We start from the raw sequence: 26,010 nt of genomic DNA, 5'->3' as shown, positions 1-26,010 counted from the left end.
TGGGATTAAGCAATTCCGGTTAACTCGTTTCAAAAAACAGATGCAATCATATCACTTTTTTGAAACGAGTTAACCCACTAAAGAGACCACCCTCTTCATGACTACATGAAGTTTGGGTGGTCTCTTTTATTTTCTCTATTTATTTTTTTGTTGCATACAGTCGTATGTTACTCATTCCTGAACCTTGTCCGGCACGCCCCATTTCAGCACCAGACCTGCGTACGTCAGACCACCGCCAAAGCCAAAGAGAGCTACGCTCTGTCCTTCTTTCAATTTCCCTTCATCCACTGCAAGCTGTAAAGCAAGCGGAATGGAAGCAGCAGATGTGTTCCCACGATACTCGACACTGGTTAAAGTACGTTCCAAAGGAACCGGACCACGTTCACAAACAGCTTCAATCATTCTCATGTTGGCACTATGCGGGACAAACCAGTCAATCTGGTCAGGGCTTAATTCAGCTTTCGTTATAAGTTTACCCAATTGCTCTGGAATCGTCCGTACAGCCCACTTATAGATCTCTCGCCCATTCTGAACTAAACAACCTTCTCCCTGTAAAGGCACACCATTCATCTCCGAAGAAAGACCGCTCTTATAGAGATGTAGACCGCCTTCTCCATGTGTACCTGATATGGCTGCCATAAAGTCACCTTCAGCACCCGATGATCTCTCCACCAAGAAGGCCCCCGCTCCATCACCAAACAGTACACAAGTCGTGCGGTCTGTGTAATCCGTAATTTTGGATAATGTCTCTGCTCCAATAACCAGTACTTTGTGGTACATTCCACTGGTCACCAGACTGTCGGCTAGCTGTAGCCCGTAAGTAAAACCTGCGCATGCAGCATTTAAATCCAGTACGCCCGTGTGTGGGATTTTAAGGTTAGCCTGTACCCGGGATGCCGTACTTGGAAAAGCATATTCAGGTGTACTTGTAGCCACAAGGATCATATCCACATCTTCCACACTTACATCATAACGACGTATCATATCTTCTACAGCCTTCGTAGCCAGGTCAGATACAAATTGATCTTCAGCTGCAATTCGCCGTTCTCTCATCCCAGTACGCTGCACAATCCATTCGTCACTTGTCTCGACTAATTTCTCCAGATCAGCATTCGTTAATATTCGATCCGGTACATACGTCCCCATTGCCGTGATGGTTGCCTTTGATTGATGATTCATACCGGTAGTCACCTCACTTGTTTTTTTCTATTATAGCACTAAGTCTTAGTACTTGGTACTAATTTTTTTATAATCTTTACTCAATTTATACTCGGAATCCGCATTACTTTTATCCGAGTGAAGAGAAGTTACTGAACCATTACCCTATTTACGAGCTTTCTATAGACACTTTGTCCTTATAAAAGGGTTACATCAATCGAATTAAAAATTACAGGTTAAGGTCAACCTCAATAAAGGGGACGGGGAATTGACATTTCTGCTAGCTACGTTTGAAGAAACGGATACAAAATCACATAAAAAAACAGGTTGTCGCAATATCGACAACCTGTTCCATAATTATAATAACGGGGTTATGAACTTCACTTCCGGGAACCGACTATTCGGTCCGTTCATTAAGATTCCGTCCTTTTCTTTCAGATACATGTCAAAGAAATCCAACATATAGGAATTAATAATGAAATTCGCTCTATCGGGCGCAATCTTCCCTGTAATGCCCAGAATTTTGAAAATTGGAGAAATGAACTGCACGTCTGCAAAATTTAAATGCTCCGCATTATCGATATATAGAACTTGTCCCCCTTCGGCAACTGTTTTACGCATCCGATCAAGCTCCAACTGTTTGTCTTTCTTTTCTTGATCCACCCACTCTCTTGTATTACCCATACGCTTAAGTTCAGCGTCCGTGTAGACTCGGTGATCGATCAACATTTTTAATTTTTCGTATCCACTTTCCGAGTTCATGAACAAAATCCGCTTCCGCAGGCCCTCTTTGTCATGCAGACCATAAAGTCCTCCATCAAGGTCTATCCCAGCTTTTATTCGTGGATCGTAAGAAGCATCATAGGCCGTCGCTCCTCCAATGGAATGACCGAACACTCCGATATGAACCAGATCCACCCTCCCTTTTAGCTGACTTGGAATTTTCCCCGATTGAATCAGTTCGAATTGGTCCAGCGCAAACACCACATCGGCGGTTAACACTTTTCCCAACTCGTCACGTTTTTCTCTTTCTGTTCTGTAATCATGTTCGGGTGAAAACAAATCGCTGGTTGTATTGGTCGTGATTTGACCGTCCGGAAACTCGGTTGCAAATGTATTATAGGTGTGGTCGATCACTGCCACGATATATCCGTGACTCGCCAAATTTTCGGCTTGTGACGTGTGAAGAAACCTGGAGGAACCAAAGCCGGGATTTGCAAGAACCAATGGGTATGAGTCCTGAGCTGAAGAGACTTCAGTCGCCAAGTAAGCATGACTGGATACATACTTCAGGTGTTGAAAAGTAAACCCAGGAAGGCCATAACTCTCCGCCATATAAGATAAAATTCGGGGATTAGGTATAAATGGAGTATACTTCCCAGTACCAGCTTCAGCCGGATACCATACCTGAACCATTAATTCTCTCTTGCCTGTCTCTGATTTCCCGAATGTCTCCTCCCGGTTTGGATCGATGAAATGAAAGACTTGTGTGCCTACTTTTAACTTGCCAGTTGGTGCTGGAGGGTCAAAAACCGGAAACACATAGTGGAAACAGACTGTTGCGATCAGCCCAATTGCAATGAAAATGGGACCAAGCACTCTAAGAATTCGGGAGACTGGCCACACGCCTTTGTGCGTTCGAACCACTTTTATAAGAGAAAACATGAACATCAGGGTCGTAAATCCGTATAAAAATAAAAGCTGAATTCTGTATCTTTCGACAAGAAGATGTATCACTAAAAAAATGGAGCCTGCTCCGCTTGTCAGGAGCACAGCAATTCTTCGTATACGTTCATTGGGAATGAACAAAAATGCCAATAAACAAACACTTGAGAAGAATAATAAAATTTCAATAAATCTCACGCCAACTCCCCCTGAAAATCAACCTCATCGATGGATAGGGTTAGTATACAGGAGCCACTAGATTGATTGTATTGATCTAACTTACAATTGCCTTACAACCGTGTAAGTTAAGTGAGAGGGCAATAATAAGAAAAAGCCCAACAAATGTGAGCTGTTCCTCTTTCATAGATCAGATTAGATAAAATAAAAAAGACACACTCGATATCCTCAAGTGTGTCTTCTATTGCTTGGCGGCGTCCTACTCTCCCAGGACCCTGCGGTCCAAGTACCATCGGCGCTAGAGGGCTTAACGGTCGTGTTCGGGATGGGTACGTGTGGAACCCCTCCGCCATCGCCACCAAACGCGTAGCTTACATTTCAGAGTGTTGTTCTCTGAAAACTAGATTCGAAACGAAACATGCAAATTATCACTTGCTATTGGATAAGCCCTCGACCGATTAGTACTGGTCAGCTCCATGCATTGCTGCACTTCCACCCCCAGCCTATCTACCTCGTCGTCTTCAAGGGGTCTTACATACTGGGAAATCTCATCTTGAGGGGGGCTTCACGCTTAGATGCTTTCAGCGTTTATCCCGTCCGTACATAGCTACCCAGCGGTGCTCCTGGCGGAACAACTGGTACACCAGCGGTACGTCCATCCCGGTCCTCTCGTACTAAGGACAGCTCCTCTCAAATTTCCTACGCCCACGACAGATAGGGACCGAACTGTCTCACGACGTTCTGAACCCAGCTCGCGTACCGCTTTAATGGGCGAACAGCCCAACCCTTGGGACCTACTTCAGCCCCAGGATGCGATGAGCCGACATCGAGGTGCCAAACCTCCCCGTCGATGTGGACTCTTGGGGGAGATAAGCCTGTTATCCCCAGGGTAGCTTTTATCCGTTGAGCGATGGCCCTTCCATGCGGTACCACCGGATCACTAAGCCCGACTTTCGTCCCTGCTCGACTTGTAGGTCTCGCAGTCAAGCTCCCTTATGCCTTTGCACTCTTCGAATGATTTCCAACCATTCTGAGGGAACCTTTGGGCGCCTCCGTTACTCTTTAGGAGGCGACCGCCCCAGTCAAACTGCCCACCTGACACTGTCCCCGCACCGGATTACGGTACCAGGTTAGAACCTAGATACGATCAGGGTGGTATCCCAACGTTGCCTCCACAGAAGCTGGCGCTCCTGCTTCAAAGGCTCCCACCTATCCTGTACAGATCGTACCCAAATTCAATATCAAGCTGCAGTAAAGCTCCATGGGGTCTTTCCGTCTTGTCGCGGGTAACCTGCATCTTCACAGGTATTAAAATTTCACCGGATCTCTCGTTGAGACAGCGCCCAAGTCGTTACGCCATTCGTGCGGGTCAGAATTTACCTGACAAGGAATTTCGCTACCTTAGGACCGTTATAGTTACGGCCGCCGTTTACTGGGGCTTCGGTTCACAGCTTCGGGATTGCTCCCTAACCACTCCCCTTAACCTTCCAGCACCGGGCAGGCGTCAGCCCGTATACTTCGCCTTACGGCTTCGCACAGACCTGTGTTTTTGCTAAACAGTCGCTTGGGCCTTTTCACTGCGGCCCCCTCGTGCTATTCACACTACCGGGGCACCCCTTCTCCCGAAGTTACGGGGTCATTTTGCCGAGTTCCTTAACGAGAGTTCTTCCGCGCGCCTTAGAATACTCTTCTCGCCTACCTGTGTCGGTTTGCGGTACGGGCACCATCACCTGGCTAGAGGCTTTTCTTGGCAGTGTGAGATCATGACCTTCGCTACTACAATTTTCGCTCCCCATCACAGCTCAGCCTTACAATGTGCGGATTTGCCTACACATCAGCCTCACTGCTTAGACGGACATCCATCAGTCCGCGTCACTACCCTACTGCGTCCCCCCATTGCTCATAACGGCTTACGGTGGTACAGGAATTTCGACCTGTTGTCCTTCGACTACGCCTTTCGGCCTCGCCTTAGGTCCCGACTTACCCTGAGCGGACGAGCCTTCCTCAGGAACCCTTAGGCTTTCGGCGGATCAGATTCTCACTGATCTTTTCGTTACTCATACCGGCATTCTCACTTGTATAATGTCCAGCGCTCCTTACGGTACACCTTCAACCCTTATACAACGCTCCCCTACCCCTGATGCAAAGCATCAAGCCATAGCTTCGGTGGTGTGTTTAGCCCCGTTACATTTTCGGCGCAGAGTCACTCGACCAGTGAGCTATTACGCACTCTTTCAATGATGGCTGCTTCTAAGCCAACATCCTGGTTGTCTGTGCAACTCCACATCCTTTCCCACTTAACACACACTTGGGGACCTTAGCTGATGGTCTGGGCTGTTTCCCTTTTGACAATGGATCTTAGCACTCACTGTCTGACTCCCGGAAGTAAGTCTATGGCATTCGGAGTTTGACTGAGCTTGGTAACCCTTGCGGGCCCCGCACCCAATCAGTGCTCTACCTCCACGACTCTGTTTTCCGAGGCTAGCCCTAAAGCTATTTCGGGGAGAACCAGCTATCTCCGAGTTCGATTGGAATTTCTCCGCTACCCCCACCTCATCCCCGCATTTTTCAACATGCGTGGGTTCGGGCCTCCAGTGCGTGTTACCGCACCTTCACCCTGGACAGGGGTAGATCACCCGGTTTCGGGTCTACGTCCACGTACTATGTCGCCCTATTCAGACTCGCTTTCGCTGCGGCTCCGGCTCTTCACCTTAACCTTGCACGGGAACGTAACTCGCCGGTTCATTCTACAAAAGGCACGCCATCACCCCTAAAACGGGCTCTGACTTTTTGTAAGCACACGGTTTCAGGTTCTATTTCACTCCCCTTCCGGGGTGCTTTTCACCTTTCCCTCACGGTACTGCTTCACTATCGGTCGCTAGGAAGTATTTAGCCTTGGCAGATGGTCCTGCCGGATTCATACGGGGTTTCACGTGCCCCGCACTACTCGGGATCCGTCTCGGAGGGAACAGACTTTCAACTACAGGGCTTTTACCTTCTTTGGCGGGCCTTTCCAGACCTCTTCGCTTAACCGGTTCCTTTGTAACTCCATGTGAGACGTCCCACAACCCCAAAGAGCAAGCTCTCTGGTTTGGGCTTCTCCGCGTTCGCTCGCCGCTACTGACGGAATCACTATTGTTTTCTCTTCCTCAGGGTACTTAGATGTTTCAGTTCCCCTGGTATGCCTCTGCATAACCTATGTATTCAGTTATGAGTAACTGGAAATTACCCCAGCTGGGTTTCCCCATTCGGACACCCCCGGATCAAAGCTTGCTTACAGCTCCCCGAGGCAGTTTCGTTGTTCGCCACGTCCTTCATCGGCTCCTAGCGCCTAGGCATCCTCCGTGTGCTCTTAGTAGCTTAACCATTTTGTTCCGGTTTTGACTGCTCGCTTCCCTTGTTTTGCTTGCGCAAAGCCAAAAGTCACTCCCATTCAATACCATCACAAAAGCAATTTAACTACCTTCATACACTTGACTTGTTTGCACAAGTTCAGCTAAAAAGGAATGTTCTAATTCGCGTTTGTTTCGTTTCGATATCTAGTTTTCAAAGAACAAGCTCCATGCAAAAGCAAGCTGTTTGAGAGTTTGAGCTCTCAAAACTGAGCAACGAGTGAGTAACTAGCCGACCTGGCTAGATTTTGTATTTGAATGTTTCCACTCGGGAAACGATTCTCCATAGAAAGGAGGTGATCCAGCCGCACCTTCCGATACGGCTACCTTGTTACGACTTCACCCCAATCATCTATCCCACCTTCGGCGGCTGGCTCCTTGCGGTTACCCCACCGACTTCGGGTGTTATAAACTCTCGTGGTGTGACGGGCGGTGTGTACAAGACCCGGGAACGTATTCACCGCGGCATGCTGATCCGCGATTACTAGCAATTCCGACTTCATGCAGGCGAGTTGCAGCCTGCAATCCGAACTGAGACCGGCTTTGTTGGGATTGGCTCCATCTCGCGATTTCGCAGCCCGTTGTACCGGCCATTGTAGTACGTGTGTAGCCCAGGTCATAAGGGGCATGATGATTTGACGTCATCCCCACCTTCCTCCGGTTTGTCACCGGCAGTCTATCTAGAGTGCCCACCCGAAGTGCTGGCAACTAAATATAAGGGTTGCGCTCGTTGCGGGACTTAACCCAACATCTCACGACACGAGCTGACGACAACCATGCACCACCTGTCTTGAATGTTCCGAAGAAAAGGTACATCTCTGCACCGGTCATTCAGATGTCAAGACCTGGTAAGGTTCTTCGCGTTGCTTCGAATTAAACCACATACTCCACTGCTTGTGCGGGTCCCCGTCAATTCCTTTGAGTTTCAGTCTTGCGACCGTACTCCCCAGGCGGAGTGCTTAATGTGTTAACTTCGGCACCAAGGGTATCGAAACCCCTAACACCTAGCACTCATCGTTTACGGCGTGGACTACCAGGGTATCTAATCCTGTTTGCTCCCCACGCTTTCGCGCCTCAGCGTCAGTTACAGCCCAGAGAGTCGCCTTCGCCACTGGTGTTCCTCCACATATCTACGCATTTCACCGCTACACGTGGAATTCCACTCTCCTCTTCTGCACTCAAGTCACCCAGTTTCCAGTGCGATCCGGGGTTGAGCCCCGGGATTAAACACCAGACTTAAATGACCGCCTGCGCGCGCTTTACGCCCAATAATTCCGGACAACGCTTGCCCCCTACGTATTACCGCGGCTGCTGGCACGTAGTTAGCCGGGGCTTTCTTCTCAGGTACCGTCACCTTGAGAGCAGTTACTCTCCCAAGCGTTCTTCCCTGGCAACAGAGCTTTACGATCCGAAAACCTTCATCACTCACGCGGCATTGCTCCGTCAGGCTTTCGCCCATTGCGGAAGATTCCCTACTGCTGCCTCCCGTAGGAGTCTGGGCCGTGTCTCAGTCCCAGTGTGGCCGATCACCCTCTCAGGTCGGCTACGCATCGTCGCCTTGGTGAGCCGTTACCCCACCAACTAGCTAATGCGCCGCAGGCCCATCCCCAAGTGACAGATTGCTCCGTCTTTCCAGTTTCCTTCAGGCGAAGAAAACAATTATTCGGTATTAGCTACCGTTTCCGGTAGTTGTCCCAAACTTGAGGGCAGGTTGCCTACGTGTTACTCACCCGTCCGCCGCTAACTATCAGAGAAGCAAGCTTCTCTTCAAGTCCGCTCGACTTGCATGTATTAGGCATGCCGCCAGCGTTCGTCCTGAGCCAGGATCAAACTCTCCAATAAAGTATTGAAAAGAGCGATAAGCTCATTTTGAATCTGACGAGATTAAAAATCTCATTTGTGCTCCAGTCAATTCAAGCCAAGACTTGTCTCAACTTTCGCGTTCATTCTGCAAGCAGAATGTTTACTCACTCGTTGTTCAGTTTTCAAAGATCAAACTTATTTTTGTTACCGAATATCGCTCTCTTCAGCAACTCTTATATAATATCATGTCCGAACCAACTTTGCAAGCTATTTTTTTAAGTTTCTTTCGAAGCTTATTTCAATCGCTTGCCGCACCGTGTATCTCGTGTTTTTTTGGCCGGAAATAGAATATACCATGTAGAGTTATGGAATGCAAGTCTTTTTTAGATAAACATTAAATTCTAATAAAATGAGTACCCTGTAGACCTTTTAACAAGTATCGCCTTATAGTCTGCTGAATGATACATCTGTGCACTACCTTTAATGAACCGGAGTAATTAACTTACATAAGCAAAAGGTTTCCCGTATGAACCCTAATCCAATTATAGAGATAGTCATGTTGTATACAGTACAGACTCAACACGCTATAGAACTTATAAACCGATGATTTCATCGGTTAAACAACCAACAGATCTTAGAACATTATACTCATTCCTTCTATATAGAAGGAAAACATTTTTGAAATTCATTTTGCTCAAGAAAGGAAAACAAAAAAAAAAAAGCGAAAGCTCCGGGTTTAGATCCCGTGGCTTCCGCTTCTTTCATATATAAGATAACCAACCTATCTCGGTACGGTATTCTTCATTAAAACTAATGTAAAGCTTACTCCCCGCCAATAAATACGTATCGGCAGACTACGATGAGCGCCAAGATCCACATGAGCCAGTGAATTTTCACTTTGCGTTCTGTAACCAAGTTACTGAATACCGCCAGAATCACATAAGATACGATACCTGCCGAGATTCCGTTCGCGATTCCACCTGTGAAAGGCATCAATACAATCGTAAGGAACGCAGGGAAAGCTTGCAGGAAATCATCCCACTCAATGCTGCGCACTTGACTCATCATAAGCACACCCACGATGATCAATGCCGGAGCCGTCGCTGCGGATGGAACAACAAGCGCAAGCGGTGCGATAAACAGGGCCAAAATGAACAACAAACCTGTCGTTACCGAAGTAAGTCCTGTACGTCCACCCGCCTCAACGCCTGAAGCACTTTCAACGTATGCTGTAATAGTACTTGTACCCAGTGCAGCACCTGCGCTGACACCAACTGCATCGACGAGCATTGCTTTACCGATCGTTTTCTCGCCTTTTTTCTTATCCTTCATAATCCCCATACGTGTTGCAGTACCTACCATCGTACCAAACGTGTCGAACAATTCAACGAAGGTAAAGATGAAGATGATCTCGAACAATCCGAGACTGATGGCACCTTTCAAATCCAGCTGTCCAACCGCCAGATCACTGAAATTAGGCAACCAGCTTGCGCCCGAAAGACCGCTCAGATTCGTAACTCCCATCGGAATACCAATCAGCGTTGTTGCTACGATCCCGATCAGCAGAGCGCCTTTGACACGCATAACCATCAGTATAGCAATAAGGAGCAAACCAATCAGAGCCAGCAATGCATCGTGATGTGTTATAAAGTTACCCAATGACAGGTTAAAACTGCTACCTGGAATCGGCTGACTCAGATCTGCGTCTGGTGCAACATTAACTGTTACAGCCACGAGATTAGCAAGTTTGAAACCAATAATGGTAATAAAGAGACCGATACCAACCGTAATGGCCATTTTGATTGACTGCGGAACTGCAACAAGCAGCATTTGCCGAATCTTCGTCACGGTCAAAATAATGAACACGATACCGGAAAGGAACACCGCTCCGAGAGCTGCTTGCCAAGTAATCGCTCCATTCGAACTTAGAACGACAGTCATGAAGTACGCATTCAATCCCATACCTGGTGCAAGTGCGATCGGAATATTCACGAACAATCCCATAATAATAGTCATTAATCCGGCGCCGACGGCTGTTGCAAAGAATACTGCATTATCCGACATACCCGCTCCGGCTTGTCCCAAGAACAACGTATTTACAAAAAGAATGTAAGCCATTGTCATAAACGTAGTGAGACCCGCAACAATCTCCGTTCTAACGTTTGTTCCGTTTTCTTTTAATTTAAAGAAACGATCCATAATTACTAACTCCCCCTTAGAGATGTTGAAGCCATATTGAAAAACGACAAATGACCCTGATGAAGATTCTTCACCCAGGGTTCAGCTGACAAGGAGTGGCATGATGCCTTTACTAAGAACAAAAAAAATTCTAATGTGCGTGATGTCCCCGCAATCATGTAGAATTCATGTGCTTAGCCTTCTCCTCTTCGTAGCCAGATCATTAGGGTGATCTCGTAGAGACTCCCGGGCCAATTCCCAGGATTATACGAATAAGTATGCGCTATTTGTTTGTTTCCCATCACTATTTTAGGAGGGCAGTATGTTTTTGTCAATGAGAAAAACGAATATTAATATCACCCTTGTATAATATCGTTCGTATTATTTAACAGATTGAACCAGTTCAGCGGTTTACAACCCAATTGAATACGCTTTTTTCGGTGTAATCTCAATGGGATATGTCCATTCTTTCAGACTGAAAGTTCCGCAGGATAACATAATAAGCTAGCCTGATCAAAGGGCGAGAAGCGCTCTAATCCGGCTAGCTTATGTTTCTGATGTGTTTTAGCAATCAGGTGAATGATGATCTAGGAATAACGATGTCTCGTATTCCGAAGGCATATACTCATTAGGTATATGGAGCAAACTTGCGACATGTTCCGGAGCATTTTTTACCGGATCAGTCCTATGTTAATTATATCTCTGTCTGCGGAGTATCCTGTATATCTTGTTGTTCCTGATTTGTGTTCGTTGTTGTGTCAGAGGATAACTCCTGGTTGCTGGTCTGATCGGAAGAAGCATCCGCTGCCTCTAAGTTCACAAATGGAAATTCTCCCGAACCGGAGGCAAGGTCTTGCATTTCTGAACCGTATCCTGCCAGCATCACCATCAGAAACGCACTTCCAATGCCCATCTTCCATTTGCTCATATAGTCGGTTTTACGCATACATTCAATCTCCTTTCAGTAGCCATATAGCTCTTAGTATATACCTATTGTACAGGCCCGACCTGAAAGGATCATGAAGTGAACTTTAAAATGGGATGAAATTCGAGAGTTTATTACTAGTGAGAACAGTCCCCTGATAAAAGTTTAATCATAATATGTGCAATAAAAAACTCCCTTCTATCTGCGATAGGCCGCAGATAAAAGAGAGCTTTTTAAAAAATATTGTTTGGGTGTATAACCTATTCCCACTCGATCGTTGCAGGTGGTTTGGATGTTACGTCATAGACGATACGGTTTACGTTATCAACTTCGTTAACAATCCGTACGGAGATTTTCTCCAGCACATCCCAAGGGATACGTGCCCAGTCAGCTGTCATACCGTCGATGGACGTTACGGCACGAATACCTACAGTGTAGGAATACGTACGCGCATCACCCATTACCTGTTTCAATATTAGGTCAATACATGTCTATTATTGTGTTATTTTATAGATCAATTGTAGCGGGTGAACATGGTAAAAACAAGCTGAAATTCGCTAAAAAACTCCTAATACACTTAAAAACAAACAAAGTGTATTAGGAGTTTAATCTAATATTCAACATCTACTTCAGTCGACAGGAACATTGCTGCTACGGAAGTAGCGTTTTGCAATATATAACGTGTTACCTTCGCAGGGTCGCCAGTTGGTCAGAATGTTATGCAAAACTGTCACTCTTACTAATTCAAATTGATATACAATGACCACTTCTTTTAAGATGTCTTACCTACACAGCATAAAGAAGTGGTTCCTGGATGTAGACCACGATTGCCACTCTCACTCAATTATCGCTGATGGTTAGAAGCCGATATATGTACGAAACATTTAACGTTGTTGACCCCATTAAATAATAGAATCGAAATTTTTTCAAGATATTCCAAGGGAGAGGACTAATTCAGCCACCATGCTATCAATAGATTCTACAACACAAATAACAAAGGTGTCTGACTTAAAGTTGGTTACTATTCAATTATTAGATTGTTTCTCTAACAATATAGCGAGTAAAACCAATTCAATCAAAAACAAAAATGAATTGGATATATTCCAACTTTATAATAAGTCATCATTGCTCGTATACGTTTATAACGTTGTCACGGCTTATACATATCCTTTAAAACCTTTATATAACTTAGCACTGCATGTATAATGTTTACAATTAGAAAAATATGAGCGAGGTGTATTTTTTCTTGGTAACTATGATAGAGATCGCTGTTAGCGAAAATACAACAACAACTGAAAAGGGAAGATTGTTAGAATCCCTAGGCAGGGAAGTACTTGAGACAATGCAATATGATGTTATAAATGAAGTTAGATTGACAGGAATAGAAGTTGACCTATTAGCGAGGCATAGGATAACTTCCGAAGTAATATATGTTGAATGTAAAGCATACAAAGATACAAATACAATTTCGGCGGATGTTATCACAAAACTGCTCGGTAATGTTCACCTAAAAAGAGTTTCCTCAGGCTGGCTATTATCCACGGGGCCACTTGGAAAAGACGCAAAAGGAATCGTCGAAGAATGGGAGCAAAACCCTGTTGAACAAAGGAAATTACTACAAATATATTCCCCAGACAAGTTAGTCGATTTAATTGTAAACTCAGGAAAATCATGTAACCCACTTTCCTTAAATTATCCAAAAAGTGGTTCATTTTCTGAAAATGTGACCCTTTTAATCACTAACCACGGGCGTTTTTGGGCAGTACCACTTATTCATGTAACTGCCGGTATCCCCTACGCAGTAATATTATTCGATGCAAGAACAGGTGTACCTATTCATGATCATCAGCTTATTGATTCAGTATCAAAGATACCCTCTTCGTTTCATGATTTGGAATGGCCCTATCCCAACGTTATTAACGAGGATGATTCCTTTAGTAACCAACTTGCCAAAGAATCAGAAAGTATTATAACAGTATCCTCAGGGGACCAATGGGCCGACTATCGCCCTTCGCGTCCACAAGATTTTGTCGGTCGAGATGGATTGTTTCAAGATGTATATAGGTTTATCGATAATGTACGAAATTCAACAATTTCAACCAGACTGTTAGCACTAAAAGCCCCATCAGGTTGGGGGAAAAGTTCCGTTTTGCTTAAGCTTGTAGAAAAATCCAAATCTTCTCGCCAAAGAAATAAAAACTATGTTTTTGCTGTCGATGTGCGCGCAGCCACAAGCCATAGATATGCAGAATTTTCATTAATTGAATGTTTCAACTCTGCAATTAACGATAATTTCGTTAGAAGACCAAGTATGCCAGTAAAAATATCAGATACGAATAACCCACTATCTGATCAATCCATCGTCGAAATTATTCAAACTCTCAAATCAGAAAATAAAGTTATTATATTAATGTTTGATCAGTTTGAAGAGATCTTCTCCAAAAAAGAGTTATTCCCTTTATTTGAAAGCATTAGAAAACTTAGTATTTCCGTTGATGCTCTCCAAGAGAACATTATTATTGGATTCGCATGGAAAACAGACGGTTCAGTTCCAACTGATCATCCAGCATATCATTTATGGCATGGACTCACGGATAGACGAAGAGAATTTTCACTAAATCCATTTATTGATAAAGATATAGTTAAAGCACTCTCTATATTTTCTAAAGAATTAGGCCAACCATTGAACCCGATATTAAAGAGGTATTTAAAGGATCATTGTCAAGGTTATCCGTGGCTCTTGAAGAAGCTATGTATTCACGTTTTTTCATTGGTACAAGGTGGGAATCATCAAGATGAGATATTAGGAAAAAGTCTCAACATTAATGAGTTATTTGAAAAAGAAACAAGTGAGTTAAATAATATAGAACTTGCTTGTGTAAGAAAAGTAGCACAAGATTCGCCTGTCGAATTCTTCCAAATGGTGGAAATTTACGGGGATTCAACAGTTCAATCTTTGATTAATAAACGCATTATATTAAGAAAGGGACAAAAGTTAATTTTGTACTGGGATATCTTCCGTGATTATATTTTAACTGGTAAAGTGCCTCATATTCCAGTTACGTATTTACCACAAACTCAATTCAGAAGGTATAGTTCAGCTTTACAGGTATTAATAGATCAGAAGTCATTGACTATCCCGGCTTTCGCTTCTAAATTGGGTATTGGACGAGATGCCGCAGAGAATATAGTCAGAGATTTCGTCATGCTCGGTAATGCCTCAAGACAAGGAGACATCCTAAATTTCTTGCATGAAAACGAGGAAGAGGCTTATTCAAAAGTTGTAGACTTTTTCACCAAACATATCATGTACGCTAAAATCATGGATGGGTATGGAAATAATACTTATATTACAGTAGAAGATTTTGAGGAGTACTTCAATGAATCATACGAATCTTACTCAGAAAAGACAAAAAAACAATATATAAATAGCATTCATGGTTGGTTGATAGGAGTAGGATTTATTGAAATCAAAGCTAACAGAATAGTAAATACTATTGATAGTACAAGAGGATATACAAAGAATATATTCCCTAAATTCGATAAAAGAAAACCTAGAAGGAAATCAAATTTCCTAGGTGAAGCCCCTCCAGAACGGGTGTTAGAATTGATTGATTTAATCAATTCTGGACAAAACGAAGAATCAATTCTATTAAGTTCGGGTTATCGCAATTCAATTTCTTTACTTAATTCAATTAGTAATTTATCAATAGAGAAAGGAATTTTATCTCTCACCCATAATCCGCATAATATAAAACAGTGGCTTGCAAAGACTGTTCTTTCAAGTTCTACATTGGAAATTGTAAAAATACACAAGGATAACTCCCCTACTCAAATAGGTAGCATTGTTGCTAAGGAGCTTAATAAAACTTGGAAAGAAACATCACAAAAACGTTATGGATCTGCACTTTTATTATGGTATAAATGGGCTTCTGAACTTTTAAAAAAGGAGATAGTGGAAATATAAATTTAGGTCAACGGATTCAGCAAATAAGCTGAATCCGTTCTCTGTGTATATGTTTATATAATATTCTCAACATTTCTCATATTAACTTCACTATTACCTTAACCACATCTCCACAGTATTATTTCAATTCACTAAATGACAAAAAATAGTATCTTCGAAAGGGAACTCGTTTCGTATGTAGATCGACTTCGATTTGCTGTGAGGATATGTTCGGGGGCTATTTCAAGATAAAGGTTAGTTTTCAACTGTAATCCCCTCCCCCTTCTACGACTCCACTTTTCCCATAATTGTGATTATGTGAAAAGACTTATAAAGCACAGCTTACATGCTTTATTCTTGAAGAATTTTAACCTGTTCAAGTGGTTTAGTACTCGATCCTATATCTTTATATTGAGGGTGTGGTTATCTCTTTCGTATCGCATATTAATTGATACCGAAGTTTTCTCGCAACAGTTCATAGGAGAAAAAAGAGATGAATAACTCTTTTCAATAATTAAACCATAGATTGTACAACTAGCTATATTCTATAAAATAGTTCTCACATCAATTATCACGCATAATACGCCTCCTTAGAAAAACTTTCTTTGCCATTAACTAAACTTATGCTTCCAATACGTGATACGCACTTCAGTATGATTCTTGTCTTGTTACCTTCACGAACATATGGATAGCTCAATGAAAAAAATGAGCAGTCTAGAAATTACAGACTGTTCCTTGCTGTTTTGACTAACGTTTTCCGTTAGCTCAGCACCTATTCTGATACGGTTCTCCGCTATGGTTAAAGCTATACGTAATAGAGAATTTCTCATCAACCGAGCTTATATCTCAAGCACGCTATAATTTTAAATTTCCCAATATACTTCAAGAATAATAAGGAACAAGCTCGCATAAATGAGCCTGTTCCTTATTTTTCAGTATCCATCTTCCTATTCTAAGGTAGAACTCTACTTTAGTGATTTAACCCAATTCATGGCGTCATCCGATGAACTGATTGACTTTATTACAAAATCACAAACAGAATATTGCCCTAGCTTTAGTAGTGCCACATTATACGAGTTGAATATTAACTCTTTTGAATTTTCAGACGGAAGCTTATTTAATTTACAAGCTTCAATAACTTCAAGTTTTTTATTACAGTATTGATACTCCCCGAAATATGGAATTTCAGGAACGCGGACATAATTCCATGAACTAGAGGTATAGCCTTTTGCCTTCATCACAGAACAGAATGCGTTTGAACTAGTTGTTGCATTAGACTTAATCAAATCTTCAGCAATGATTGCTTCCTCTGCCCACATTGTAATTGGCGGATTGCTCTCAAACGGATGGTCTCCACGAGATATTCCACAATCAAACTTCACTGCAAGAGTAAGTTTTTTATAGCAATATTGTATAACTATCTCTTGGATCATCTTAGGTAATGAAAGATTCTCATTCACTTTTAAAACATCAAAATTATCATAAAGCTTGTTTAGAATCTCCACTCTGTTTTCATTCACAAGACTTACCGTTCGTAAATAATCATTGAATTTTACTCTATCATGTCTTTGAAGTAAAAAGGCATCTACAAAAGTTGAATGTTCTTCGACAGGCGTTGCTACATTGTAGGTACTAAGTGTTGTTTTAATAAACTCAACTATTTCTTCTTGAGAATATTCAGGATTATTTAGAACCTCAACAATATCTTTTTCAGCTAGAGTATGGGGATTTTCATGTAGCATTTCTTTTAATGTTACTGATAATTGTTCATTAAACTTCTGTTCCGCAAAATTGATTTTTCTGTCATGAAAACTGCCCATTGGAATTACAGTTGCAGATGGATTAAGCACTTCAATTGATGTACTTATAATTGATCCGCTACTCAATTTTGCCAAGTCTTTTGAAAAATCGTGCATGGCTATTTGAGCATGTTGCGTCATATCCTCATAATCTGTATCATTTTCTACACTAGTTCCCATATTGTAGATAAACATTGTTGCTGAGCCAGCAAGAACAGGAATCATTTTATTTATTGAGTCAGTAAATTCACTCCCGTTGTCCGATCTCATTACAAATATGTAAACATCTGCATCACTTACATTTTGTAATCCTTCGACGTCTCCTGATACTCCAGGAGTATCTGTTACAATCAACCCTTCATCGGTATTATTCATTATGCTGATTGCGAGGTCACTTGCTTCTGTAGTAATTTCAATGAAATCTTCCTTAGGATCTAGATCCTTCTTTTCTCCGGCTTTTTCATGACTTTTTGAATAATTGTTATGATTCTTAATGTTATCAAGAAATCTAATTACCCCATCTTCATCAAAATTTTCTTGTATTCCGTTAATTGTAGAATTTGGACTAATAAATCGGATGTGATTGCCTTGATCAGAGCACTTTTTTTTCAAAACAAGTCGTACATTAACTTTTGTGAAGTCACGCCCTGGCCCTACAAAATACTTAAAAAACAATTGCTGATAACGAATTAAACGTGCGGAAACTCTGCTTTTCCCTGTTCTCGCCCTTCCACTAAGCACTATTTTTTTATACACATTCTTCTCTCCTTTAGTTTCTGGTAATTCAGAAGTAATATGACCTCTTTTATTAAGCCACAAGTCTATCTCCCATGTATTAAATATAGGGCCTGACTTTAATTCCGCTACTGCTTTAGGAAAATCTGAATACCTTTTTCTCCAATTCGTTACAGCGGCATTCGTTACATTTGCTATTTTTGCGATTTCGTACATGCCCACAAATTGGCCACTCATAATCCTCCCGTCCTCTCTTGTTAGTAACGTTACATCACTTGTTTATTTTATAAACAAGTGATGTTTTTTTATAAATCATATCCTGTTTTATTTGAGAAATCAAGTGCTTGTTTTATAGTAGTAAAAAAACCTTTCCCCGATAGTCGCATCCTAGAAGGGTTTCTTTTCATCACATTTTTATGAGTCCGAATTTAGATCAATTGTCAGCCTATATAGAATAGTTAGCTCACACTTTCCTTAACATCACTTGTGATAGGTATCCAGCGTGATTGATTTTAAATTGTAACTAATCTGCCCGATAGTTTAATGAAAAAGACAGCCGATTAACTTACCGGCTGTCTAAATTTAAAAATTATAAGTCGTTCTAATGGGGATTCACGGCACCTTTATGCTTATAATTTCGACTTATAGCAAACTTATGCTTCCAAATACATTTAAAATATCACGAACACCCCAAAATCAATTTTAACATACCTATGGGTAAATTCCTGATCCCTTTATGGGTTAAGTATCAACTTTCACTGTAGTGCTTCCTAATTATCTGTATAAGTCCTACAATGAACTCAAGAGCCTTTCATGTCCGTCTAACATATCTACGGGATGAAAAAAGATCTATGCGTTTTATGAAGAATTACTGAGAGCAATTACTCAGTTGAGTAATAGTGCACAAAATGAATTGGTTAGAATCATTGAAAAAGGTTGATCTGAAAAGTGAAAAACCTAAAAGTAAGGAATTTTGCACCCCTATTATAATAAGAGTATTTATATACTAATAATATATATTATAATTCTATTTATAAAGCGGGCAAAATTCCTTACTATTGGGTTTTCCACTTTTCAAATTTAATTTACACAGACAAAGAAAGTATCGTCAATCGATTTTAAAGCCGTTCACGTCCTCTTAAATCGACTTTCAGATCGACCCTACCAGAAAGACTACCTCAGCGTCTTAGTGCCTTCCACCCTATATCACATTGCCCCGAGAGCACCAGGCATGTCCATGACCAACTTATGGGGCAAACAGTGGTGTGAAAACTTTGAATGTATTTAGTAAAATCCCTTTGCCAAATGGATATAAATACTCAACCGAGAGTCACTATATAAAGTGAATCACCTTCAGAGATGTTTCTGAAGGTTTTATTTTTTATTGGTTATATCACAAGTTCACGAAGATAAGAAAGGGAGATGATATATATGAATAATGACAAGGATTTGCGAGAAGCATTATTTGACGTACATAAGAGATTTGGAACGCCAACAACTTTTATAGCTCATAATGTAGGAGTTTCGAGGGAGCATTTGTCTAGGTGGCTACACAATGAGTCTTATGTAATTTCAGATAAGCTAAAGACAAAACTCAAAGAGTTTACGAAGAGAATAGTTTAGAAAAACAACATATAGAAAAAGCCTAAGAGCGGTTAAACCTCTTAGGCTTTTTCTATATAGACTATGACAAGAGGGTGTGTGATTAAATGAGTAACGCTACGATTATCCAAACAAAAAATGATATATTTATCGGTTCTGATACTGCTACTTCGGCTCAAATTAATGGAGTACTCTACAGAATCGACACGAAGGCAGTAAAGCTATATCAGGTAGACAATAGGGTGATTTTTTGCAGTGGTGAATTAAATTTCTGCTACAGTGTCATGGAACAATATAAGCAGTTAATAACAAGAGACATTGAACAACTTAGAGAAATCATCCTCGATAGTTATTCTGGACAGGTCATTGAAATTTTAGTTTGTGAGCATGATGGAATACAGACTGTAGTTACTCAATTATCATCATATAATGACTTCATACCAGTAATTTATAGTAATATTCCCTTAGGTGGAACGAATGTTTTAACCGCAGGAATAAAGACCAATGAAGCGTATGAAGTGGCTTGCATACACATATTTCAGGGTCAAACTGTTAAGGAAACCTATACAAGAGTATTCGACAACATTGCTTATGAAGGCATTGGTGGGATTCTTTCTGTATTTAGAATAAATAAAGAAGGAGTACAAAACTATCTCACACATCATATTAAAGAGCCACACAACTTAAAAATGTTGGATGTAAACGTTCTGTCAAATTTCTTCACTAAGCATTTAATAGTAGGCGAACGTATTTACGGAAAAGTTTTTATGGGTACGAATCTCTCACTCGAAGATGAGGACGGTGTTCTGAAATTCCAAGGCTCCAAAGGTGAAATCTTTGATCGAAATGGCAGAGTTGTCATGAAGCTTGGTTTGGTTAATGAGAATCCAGACGTATTTGGAATGTGGTCATTTAATGATATTACAAGGGTTAAGGTTGATGATCGAGAAGGATTCGTTATTGACAGAGCCACTACAGACTTAAGTAAGTATCCTGATGGATGGAAAAAGCTCATGTGGGCTGACCCGAGTGATGGAACGCTTTACACTCACGATCTGGTCGCTAAGAATATTAAGATCGTCAATAACATTGGAGATGTCATTCTTGATTCGGAAAACAACTACTTAGACATTGGTGACTTCAAAGATATCGTAATGGACAACAAGCTGACCACTATGGAAAAGATGCAGATCATCACAGAATTGTACAAGATTGAAGCGGGATACCTTAGAATGCTTGAACAAGCAGAAAAGTATAAGCGTTCCCAAAGAGATGATGTATTCGATATTAACTCTCAGTTCTTCTCCAAGTCTTCGAGTACGATTGACCTTTACTCCACAACACCACTGACAAATGCTTATTTTTCGTTGTTGAATTACATGTCACAGTACATTGATATTGTTGGTCAAACACCTCTTAATATCAACGTAAACTCTCCTAAAACAGAACAAACAAGTGAGATTCCAGATCGTGCAGAGTTCATCTTAAAATTCAAAAATTATTATGATGAAGAGAAAAATCTGCGCAACAAAATTGAAGATGCACAATTCTATTCTGGACTGAATATGGGTCAATACTACAACAACGTTGTTATCGGGGAATATGGATTTATCGCGTTGAGAAGTGATGGTAAATATCGCTCTGTTCTGAATGCTACAAATGGATTGGCGCTTCAGAAGTGGGAAAACAACAAATGGGTCAATAAAGTTTATGCATCCATAGGAAACTCTAGCTATGAAGATGGAACATTGATTGCAGAAGATTTAGTAGCAAAACGTCTACGAATCGAGACGAAACGTGGAGATGTGTTGCTTGATGCAGATGCACTAAATTTTGACTTTACAGTGATCGATTCTATCATATTGGATGATGTTATTATGTCACCAGAAAAGATCACTTTAGCCAATCAGTATAAGAGTATCACTAAACAATATGTGACACTAAACGAGCAAATTAATTACTACGTAACCACCATTTACAATGATAGAGACTCTTCCTACTACGGTCTGGATGATGCCAGAAGTGGACTGCAAGCCGCTGGAAGTGATTTGACCTCTACTTATAATGCTCTGACTTCGTATATGAATCCTGTATTTGCAGACATGAATAAAACCACTCATATCATCGATGATCTTCATTCGACAAGATATCAATTTCATTTGGTGTGGGAGAATTTTTATAAAGCCTATGAGGGCGCTAGGGCGAAACTTGCAGACTTCCTTGAGAAGTCTTCTTTGCAGTTGGGCAGAAATTACAATAATACTGTAATCGATGCTGAGAACGGCATTGTGGTGACGAGAGGTAACATGATGAACCGAACCACATTAAATGCCACTGAAGGCATCAAGATTGAAAAGAATGTTGGTACTGCTGGAAGTCCTTTATGGGAGAAGCGGTTCTATGTTGATCTTGAAGGCAATTTGTTTGCAGATGAGTTGAGCACAAGAAGGCTAAGAATTCTCGATGCGAAACTTGGAGATGCGATTATATTTGATTGGCTGGATGGTATCACGATCAATGGTCAAAACAAAGAGCAAATTCGTTTGAATGCCAACGAAGGTATTGCTATTGAAGTTGATGGTGATCCGAGATTTTGGATTCATACAGATGGAACATTGAGAGCAAAACGTTTAATCATCTCAGAAGATGATGTTGACCCTGTAAAACTTTCTGATGGCTCCTACATCTCCCAATTGACGGTATCTTCAGTTCGTACACTAGAAAATAGTAATAAGCAGGATTATGTTTGGGTTAAAGATCAATTTATCAAGTTTATCTCGGGAAATGGCACAAGTATCGACGAAGAGAAAATGGCTCTTTATCTAAATAATCCAACAGGAAGTCTAAATGGCATACCTACAATTAAAATGGGTTTAGGTAGTAATACATTAAATGATAATGAGGTTGGTTATATTATCAAAGATAATGATGCATTCAAACTAGACTATAAAGCAACTAACGGAAACCTTCGCAGGCTTTGGTTTAATCGTGATGGTTTAGACGGAGTTATCCTTGAATCTATTGGCGATACACTAAAACTTAAATCTGACACGAAGATTATGCTTGAAGTAGATTCGAATAATTATATAGAAATTACTCCACGTGGCATAAAGATCATTGGAACGAGAATTGACTTAAATTAATTTTATACATGTACCGGAAATCCCCCTTTCGTAATAACTAAGAAAGAGGGATTTTCTCTTTTAGTGTGAGTATCTAAAAAAACATCATAAATTCATAACATACAACAAAAGCTACATAAGTCAGCAAGTTTAAGCGTAAAACAGATATAAATAATGAATCATGAACAGTAGTCGCCTAATTTAAGGCGGTTATATATTTTTTTCCACCAAAACTAGATTCTAATGAAATATGAATTGAATCAATAAGAATAAGCATCTCCTTAATTGAGTAGTTGCTTCTATATTTAACAACCAGTTGATAAAGTTTTTTATACGAAATCATATTATATTTAAGCCAAAGCAATATTTTCTCTAAATCAATTGATTCCGAACAAAACAATCGTTCAAGCACTTTCCTTTTCTCGACCAACTCATGTGCTGAGTTGTAAGCTTCTTCAAAATCATGGTAGTTAGCAAATGACTGCTTGTCCTGCATGTGCTTCTTAAATTTGTATACAAGTAGCAGACTGGTTATTACCTCCTCTTCCTCTTCGGTTTTTAGAATGAAGTTATAGAATGCGTACAATGTTTTTTCATCAACGATAATGTCGCTTAAATCGCGCAACATGCTACCTCTGAAGCCTAATTCTGATAACACTTCTCTTATTGAATAGACTTTGATTTTACTTTGTATAACGTCCATTTTTTTCCTCCTAATATTAAGATTTCGGCAATAGGAAAGTAAGGATATATACAATCCTTTATTGAGATGATATAATCGTTTTACGTATATAGTCATTAAACGAATATAATTTTATATACTCACTATATGACTATAGACGTTTAATGTCAATAGTTGAGTTGAAATACGCCTGGGGGAATAAATGTGGATAATAAGTACACCTTGATTTGTAATTTGAAAGTGATTCTCGAAGAAAAGAATATTACTGCATATAGACTCTCCAAAGATACAGGAGAGCGCATAGGAACTATTTACAAACTGGTTGATGGGAAAATCGAAGATGCACGATTTCCTGCGACCTTATTAGCTAATGTCTGTGGCTATCTAAATATTACAATGGGTGAGCTTTTCACTGTCATACAAAGTGAAAAGACTGTAGAGGAGAAATAATGATCTCAGACAAAACACTTAATGAACTTGGAGTGGTTAAAAATGAAGCGGGAGTGTACCTTCCTAAAGATTTCTGTCTAGTGTCTCTGCTCAATTGGTATCAAACGGATAGTACGCTGACTGATGATCAACACCAAGCACTTACGGACTTCCTATTCCATCTTGAGCTTGACTTGGGGATTTGTGACGGGACAAATAAGGAGTATTTAAAACAGAGGATTTTTGATGTAGATTGAAATCTGTTACTAAGTATTAAAAACACCTCCCGTTGGTCTACTGGAGGTGCTTCCTTTTATTCTTGAATTGAAGTTACAATACCATCTTTTAAATATACATATCTACTGTTACCATATACCCACTGCTCACTTACACCATATTTAGTGGTGGTTCTATTCACAGAATCTGGTTCCCCCCATAACTTTGAATTTTTTAATTCTTCTGCGGTCATTCCAATGTAAGCTTCAACGTATCCGTTCGCCTTGTTATTGTCGTTAATTGCTTGATTTGATCTAGTTTCTAGTAGACTTTTTAAATTTCCTGTCAAGGTACTCATTCTATCTAATCCAATTTCATTAGCTTCTAAAAGTTTCAGGACTTTCGAGTGAACTGATAGAAACTCATTCTGGAATGCTTCCAACTCTTCTAATGATGGTCTTTCTAAGAATAAATTTGAGTATGATCTCATTACCTCCAGAAATTTATCTCCTTTTATACCACTTGACTCAATAGTTTCAATAGCCTCATAGTACATTTGATTATCTATCATACACAGAACTTGATCTTTAAGTGATAAATCTGTATTACATAAAGCTTCTTCCTCGGTAATTCCGTACGTTTCATCAATATTATCAATTACTTGCGATGAATTCTGCGAATTACCACATGCAGTAAGAAAAACAATAAAGAATAACACAACAATTCTCTTCACTTGTAATCCCCCAAATCGTTTATATAAATCATTTCAATTAGTTCTGTTTTAAGCAGAGTAAATGCGACTCCCTTCTCATCTATGCTCATTATGAGCAGTGTGGTTTATGTCATCTGACCTTAATAAATTTGAATGTTTCCGACTCTATGAAAGGAGAAGGAATACACTCAGTAAGTATTATCGGAAAAATCAAGTTTTCACATTACATCATTTCGGATATTGAATGTGGCGGCGCACTTATCATAAATGAAAACATTGAAAAAAGTGCTTCCCACGTGGGATTCAGTTGATTTAGTACTATGAAAATTTTCAGAATGATCATTAGAGGAAATTAAGTTATTGTTCCGCATTACTAACGATGTTCTGAAGATTTAGATTTTCAATGACTATAAAACTCATACATCCACTCAAATTTGAATGGATGTATATAGTAAACTTTCTTAAGAAGTAACTGAATATCTAACTCTCAAGGCCCCTAAGCCATTAAAGACGTTCTCTAATTTAAGACTAACCAACGTGTATCACAGCTCGTTCTCCATTCACTTCTGAGAACCTCTACAACAAAGCTTCAAGTTGCTTAATATTACACTTTGTAAAGAATCCAAAATATGCATTGACATAACTCCTGTGAATACTTGGGAATGAGATCTATTACTTAGTCATCATCATCATTATCGTACATTGCTTCGATGGTAGACCTTTGGTACTCTTCACTCTCCAAATGGAAGGGTTTGATTCTACTTTGCTCATATTTCAACGTCACTAATCTATCTATTAGTTCATTACTAGATAGTAACTTCAAGAACTTCTTTTGATCTATCAGCTTCCTCTCAATCTTCCACATCAATTTTTCAATAGCAATAAGTCGTTCATTAGTAACAGAACAAGCTAAACTTATATTTTCGGATAATATTCCAACCTCTTCTTGAAGTTGCTGAATTTTTTCTTCAATAACACTCTCGTCTTTCATGCTTTCACCTCATTCATTTTCAATATTAGTAAACAATCTATCAAAGAAATTACTAAATCTTATTAATGCATCAGCTGTACTTTCTGATAAAAACAACTCATTACACATAGTACATTGGGCTTCCTGCAAGGATATTGATTTGAATACGATCCCGCTCAATTCCATATTTACTTCAATATGAACATTTGGAACATCATTATTGCCGCACATTGGACATTCAACTATATTAATACTTTCATAATCATTGCCTTCTCTGTGTTCTTGAAACTTTTCTTTTCGTTTCTCAATCCCAACTTTTCCATAGAGAATCCCCCATATTTCTTCTAACCTTTTATTTTGAAGAGGAGCAGCCTCTTGCTCATCTATATAATCATTGTATATCTCATCATATTCGTTATTCTCTGCTTCAAATAAAAAGTCATAAGCCGTTGAATGTCTTGCTTGTTTTTGATCATATTGGTCTCTAGTCATGCTTAAT

The 26,010-nt window shown here is 40.3% G+C and carries 14 protein-coding genes, 3 rRNA genes, 2 pseudogenes and 1 riboswitch; of the genes and pseudogenes, 5 read left to right on the top strand and 14 right to left on the bottom strand.

Translation table 11 applies throughout. The annotated features are described in order from the left end of the window. Positions 1-171 precede the first annotated feature (171 nt). The 9 genes and pseudogenes from MHB43_RS04050 to MHB43_RS04010 all read right to left on the bottom strand — a co-directional run. Positions 172-1,179: a ketoacyl-ACP synthase III gene (locus tag MHB43_RS04050; RefSeq protein ID WP_339181844.1), complete on the bottom strand. Its 1,008-nt coding sequence runs from the start codon at positions 1,177-1,179 to the stop codon at positions 172-174. 336 nt (positions 1,180-1,515) lie between these two features. Further along, the gene (locus tag MHB43_RS04045; protein WP_339181842.1) at positions 1,516-3,021 is read right to left on the bottom strand and encodes a dienelactone hydrolase; all 1,506 of its coding nucleotides are present in this window, start codon (positions 3,019-3,021) and stop codon (positions 1,516-1,518) included. A 225-nt stretch (positions 3,022-3,246) separates the two neighbouring features. Continuing rightward, a 5S ribosomal RNA gene (rrf, locus tag MHB43_RS04040) occupies positions 3,247-3,363 on the bottom strand. A 75-nt stretch (positions 3,364-3,438) separates the two neighbouring features. Continuing rightward, positions 3,439-6,366: ribosomal RNA gene (locus tag MHB43_RS04035) — 23S ribosomal RNA — on the bottom strand. Positions 6,367-6,681: 315 nt separating this feature from the next. Then, positions 6,682-8,234: ribosomal RNA gene (locus MHB43_RS04030) — 16S ribosomal RNA — on the bottom strand. The 16S, 23S and 5S rRNA genes sit together here, the layout of an rRNA operon. A 783-nt stretch (positions 8,235-9,017) precedes the next feature. After that, the gene (locus tag MHB43_RS04025) at positions 9,018-10,394 is read right to left on the bottom strand and encodes an NCS2 family permease (protein ID WP_076320372.1); all 1,377 of its coding nucleotides are present in this window, start codon (positions 10,392-10,394) and stop codon (positions 9,018-9,020) included. Positions 10,395-10,565: 171 nt separating this feature from the next. Then, positions 10,566-10,665, bottom strand: a riboswitch (purine riboswitch). A gap of 402 nt (positions 10,666-11,067) precedes the next feature. Beyond that, positions 11,068-11,319 (bottom strand): hypothetical protein, encoded by a 252-nt coding sequence (locus MHB43_RS04020; RefSeq protein ID WP_405131389.1) that lies wholly within the window; start codon positions 11,317-11,319, stop codon positions 11,068-11,070. A gap of 239 nt (positions 11,320-11,558) precedes the next feature. Then, positions 11,559-11,762: pseudogene (locus MHB43_RS04015) on the bottom strand (GMP synthase (glutamine-hydrolyzing)); the annotation flags it as partial. Between the two features lie 146 nt (positions 11,763-11,908). After that, positions 11,909-11,998: pseudogene (locus tag MHB43_RS04010) on the bottom strand (molecular chaperone GroEL); the annotation flags it as partial. A 555-nt stretch (positions 11,999-12,553) separates the two neighbouring features. On the opposite strand from MHB43_RS04010, the gene MHB43_RS04005 reads away from it, so the two are divergent. After that, on the top strand, positions 12,554-15,265 hold the full coding sequence (locus MHB43_RS04005) for a restriction endonuclease (RefSeq protein ID WP_405132388.1): 2,712 nt from the start codon (positions 12,554-12,556) through the stop codon (positions 15,263-15,265). Positions 15,266-16,209: 944 nt separating this feature from the next. Here the strand turns inward: MHB43_RS04005 and MHB43_RS04000 are convergent. Beyond that, positions 16,210-18,015, bottom strand: a complete 1,806-nt coding sequence (locus tag MHB43_RS04000) for a hypothetical protein (protein WP_405131388.1) — start codon at positions 18,013-18,015, stop codon at positions 16,210-16,212. A gap of 1,194 nt (positions 18,016-19,209) precedes the next feature. Here MHB43_RS04000 and MHB43_RS03995 point away from each other — a divergent pair. Then, the gene (locus MHB43_RS03995; protein WP_405131387.1) at positions 19,210-19,401 is read left to right on the top strand and encodes a hypothetical protein; all 192 of its coding nucleotides are present in this window, start codon (positions 19,210-19,212) and stop codon (positions 19,399-19,401) included. 86 nt (positions 19,402-19,487) lie between these two features. Beyond that, on the top strand, positions 19,488-22,523 hold the full coding sequence (locus MHB43_RS03990; RefSeq protein ID WP_405131386.1) for a hypothetical protein: 3,036 nt from the start codon (positions 19,488-19,490) through the stop codon (positions 22,521-22,523). Between the two features lie 175 nt (positions 22,524-22,698). Here MHB43_RS03990 and MHB43_RS03985 read toward each other — a convergent pair whose 3' ends face one another. Beyond that, positions 22,699-23,205 carry a hypothetical protein gene (locus MHB43_RS03985; RefSeq protein ID WP_405131385.1) on the bottom strand — a complete coding sequence of 169 codons (507 nt, stop codon included), beginning with the start codon at positions 23,203-23,205 and terminating at the stop codon, positions 22,699-22,701. 183 nt (positions 23,206-23,388) lie between these two features. Between MHB43_RS03985 and MHB43_RS03980 the strand changes: the two genes are divergently transcribed. Next, the gene (locus MHB43_RS03980; protein WP_405131384.1) at positions 23,389-23,634 is read left to right on the top strand and encodes a helix-turn-helix domain-containing protein; all 246 of its coding nucleotides are present in this window, start codon (positions 23,389-23,391) and stop codon (positions 23,632-23,634) included. Continuing rightward, the gene (locus tag MHB43_RS03975; RefSeq protein WP_405131383.1) at positions 23,634-23,870 is read left to right on the top strand and encodes a hypothetical protein; all 237 of its coding nucleotides are present in this window, start codon (positions 23,634-23,636) and stop codon (positions 23,868-23,870) included. Before MHB43_RS03980 ends, MHB43_RS03975 begins: the two co-directional genes overlap by 1 nt. Positions 23,871-23,926: 56 nt before the next feature. Here the strand turns inward: MHB43_RS03975 and MHB43_RS03970 are convergent, their stop codons facing one another. The 3 genes from MHB43_RS03970 to MHB43_RS03960 form a co-directional block, all read right to left on the bottom strand. Next, positions 23,927-24,562, bottom strand: coding sequence for a hypothetical protein (locus MHB43_RS03970; RefSeq protein ID WP_405131382.1), 636 nt, complete (start codon positions 24,560-24,562; stop codon positions 23,927-23,929). Between the two features lie 655 nt (positions 24,563-25,217). Next, entirely contained in the window at positions 25,218-25,532 is a 315-nt protein-coding gene (locus MHB43_RS03965; RefSeq protein WP_405131381.1) for a hypothetical protein, read from the bottom strand. A gap of 9 nt (positions 25,533-25,541) precedes the next feature. Beyond that, a complete protein-coding gene (locus MHB43_RS03960) occupies positions 25,542-26,003 on the bottom strand; it encodes a hypothetical protein (RefSeq protein WP_405131380.1) in 462 nt (153 codons plus the stop codon). Positions 26,004-26,010: the final 7 nt, after the last annotated feature.

The organism is Paenibacillus sp. FSL H8-0317 (assembly GCF_045040685.1).
Lineage (GTDB): Bacteria > Bacillota > Bacilli > Paenibacillales > Paenibacillaceae > Paenibacillus.
This window is presented reverse-complemented; position numbering and strand designations above follow the sequence as displayed.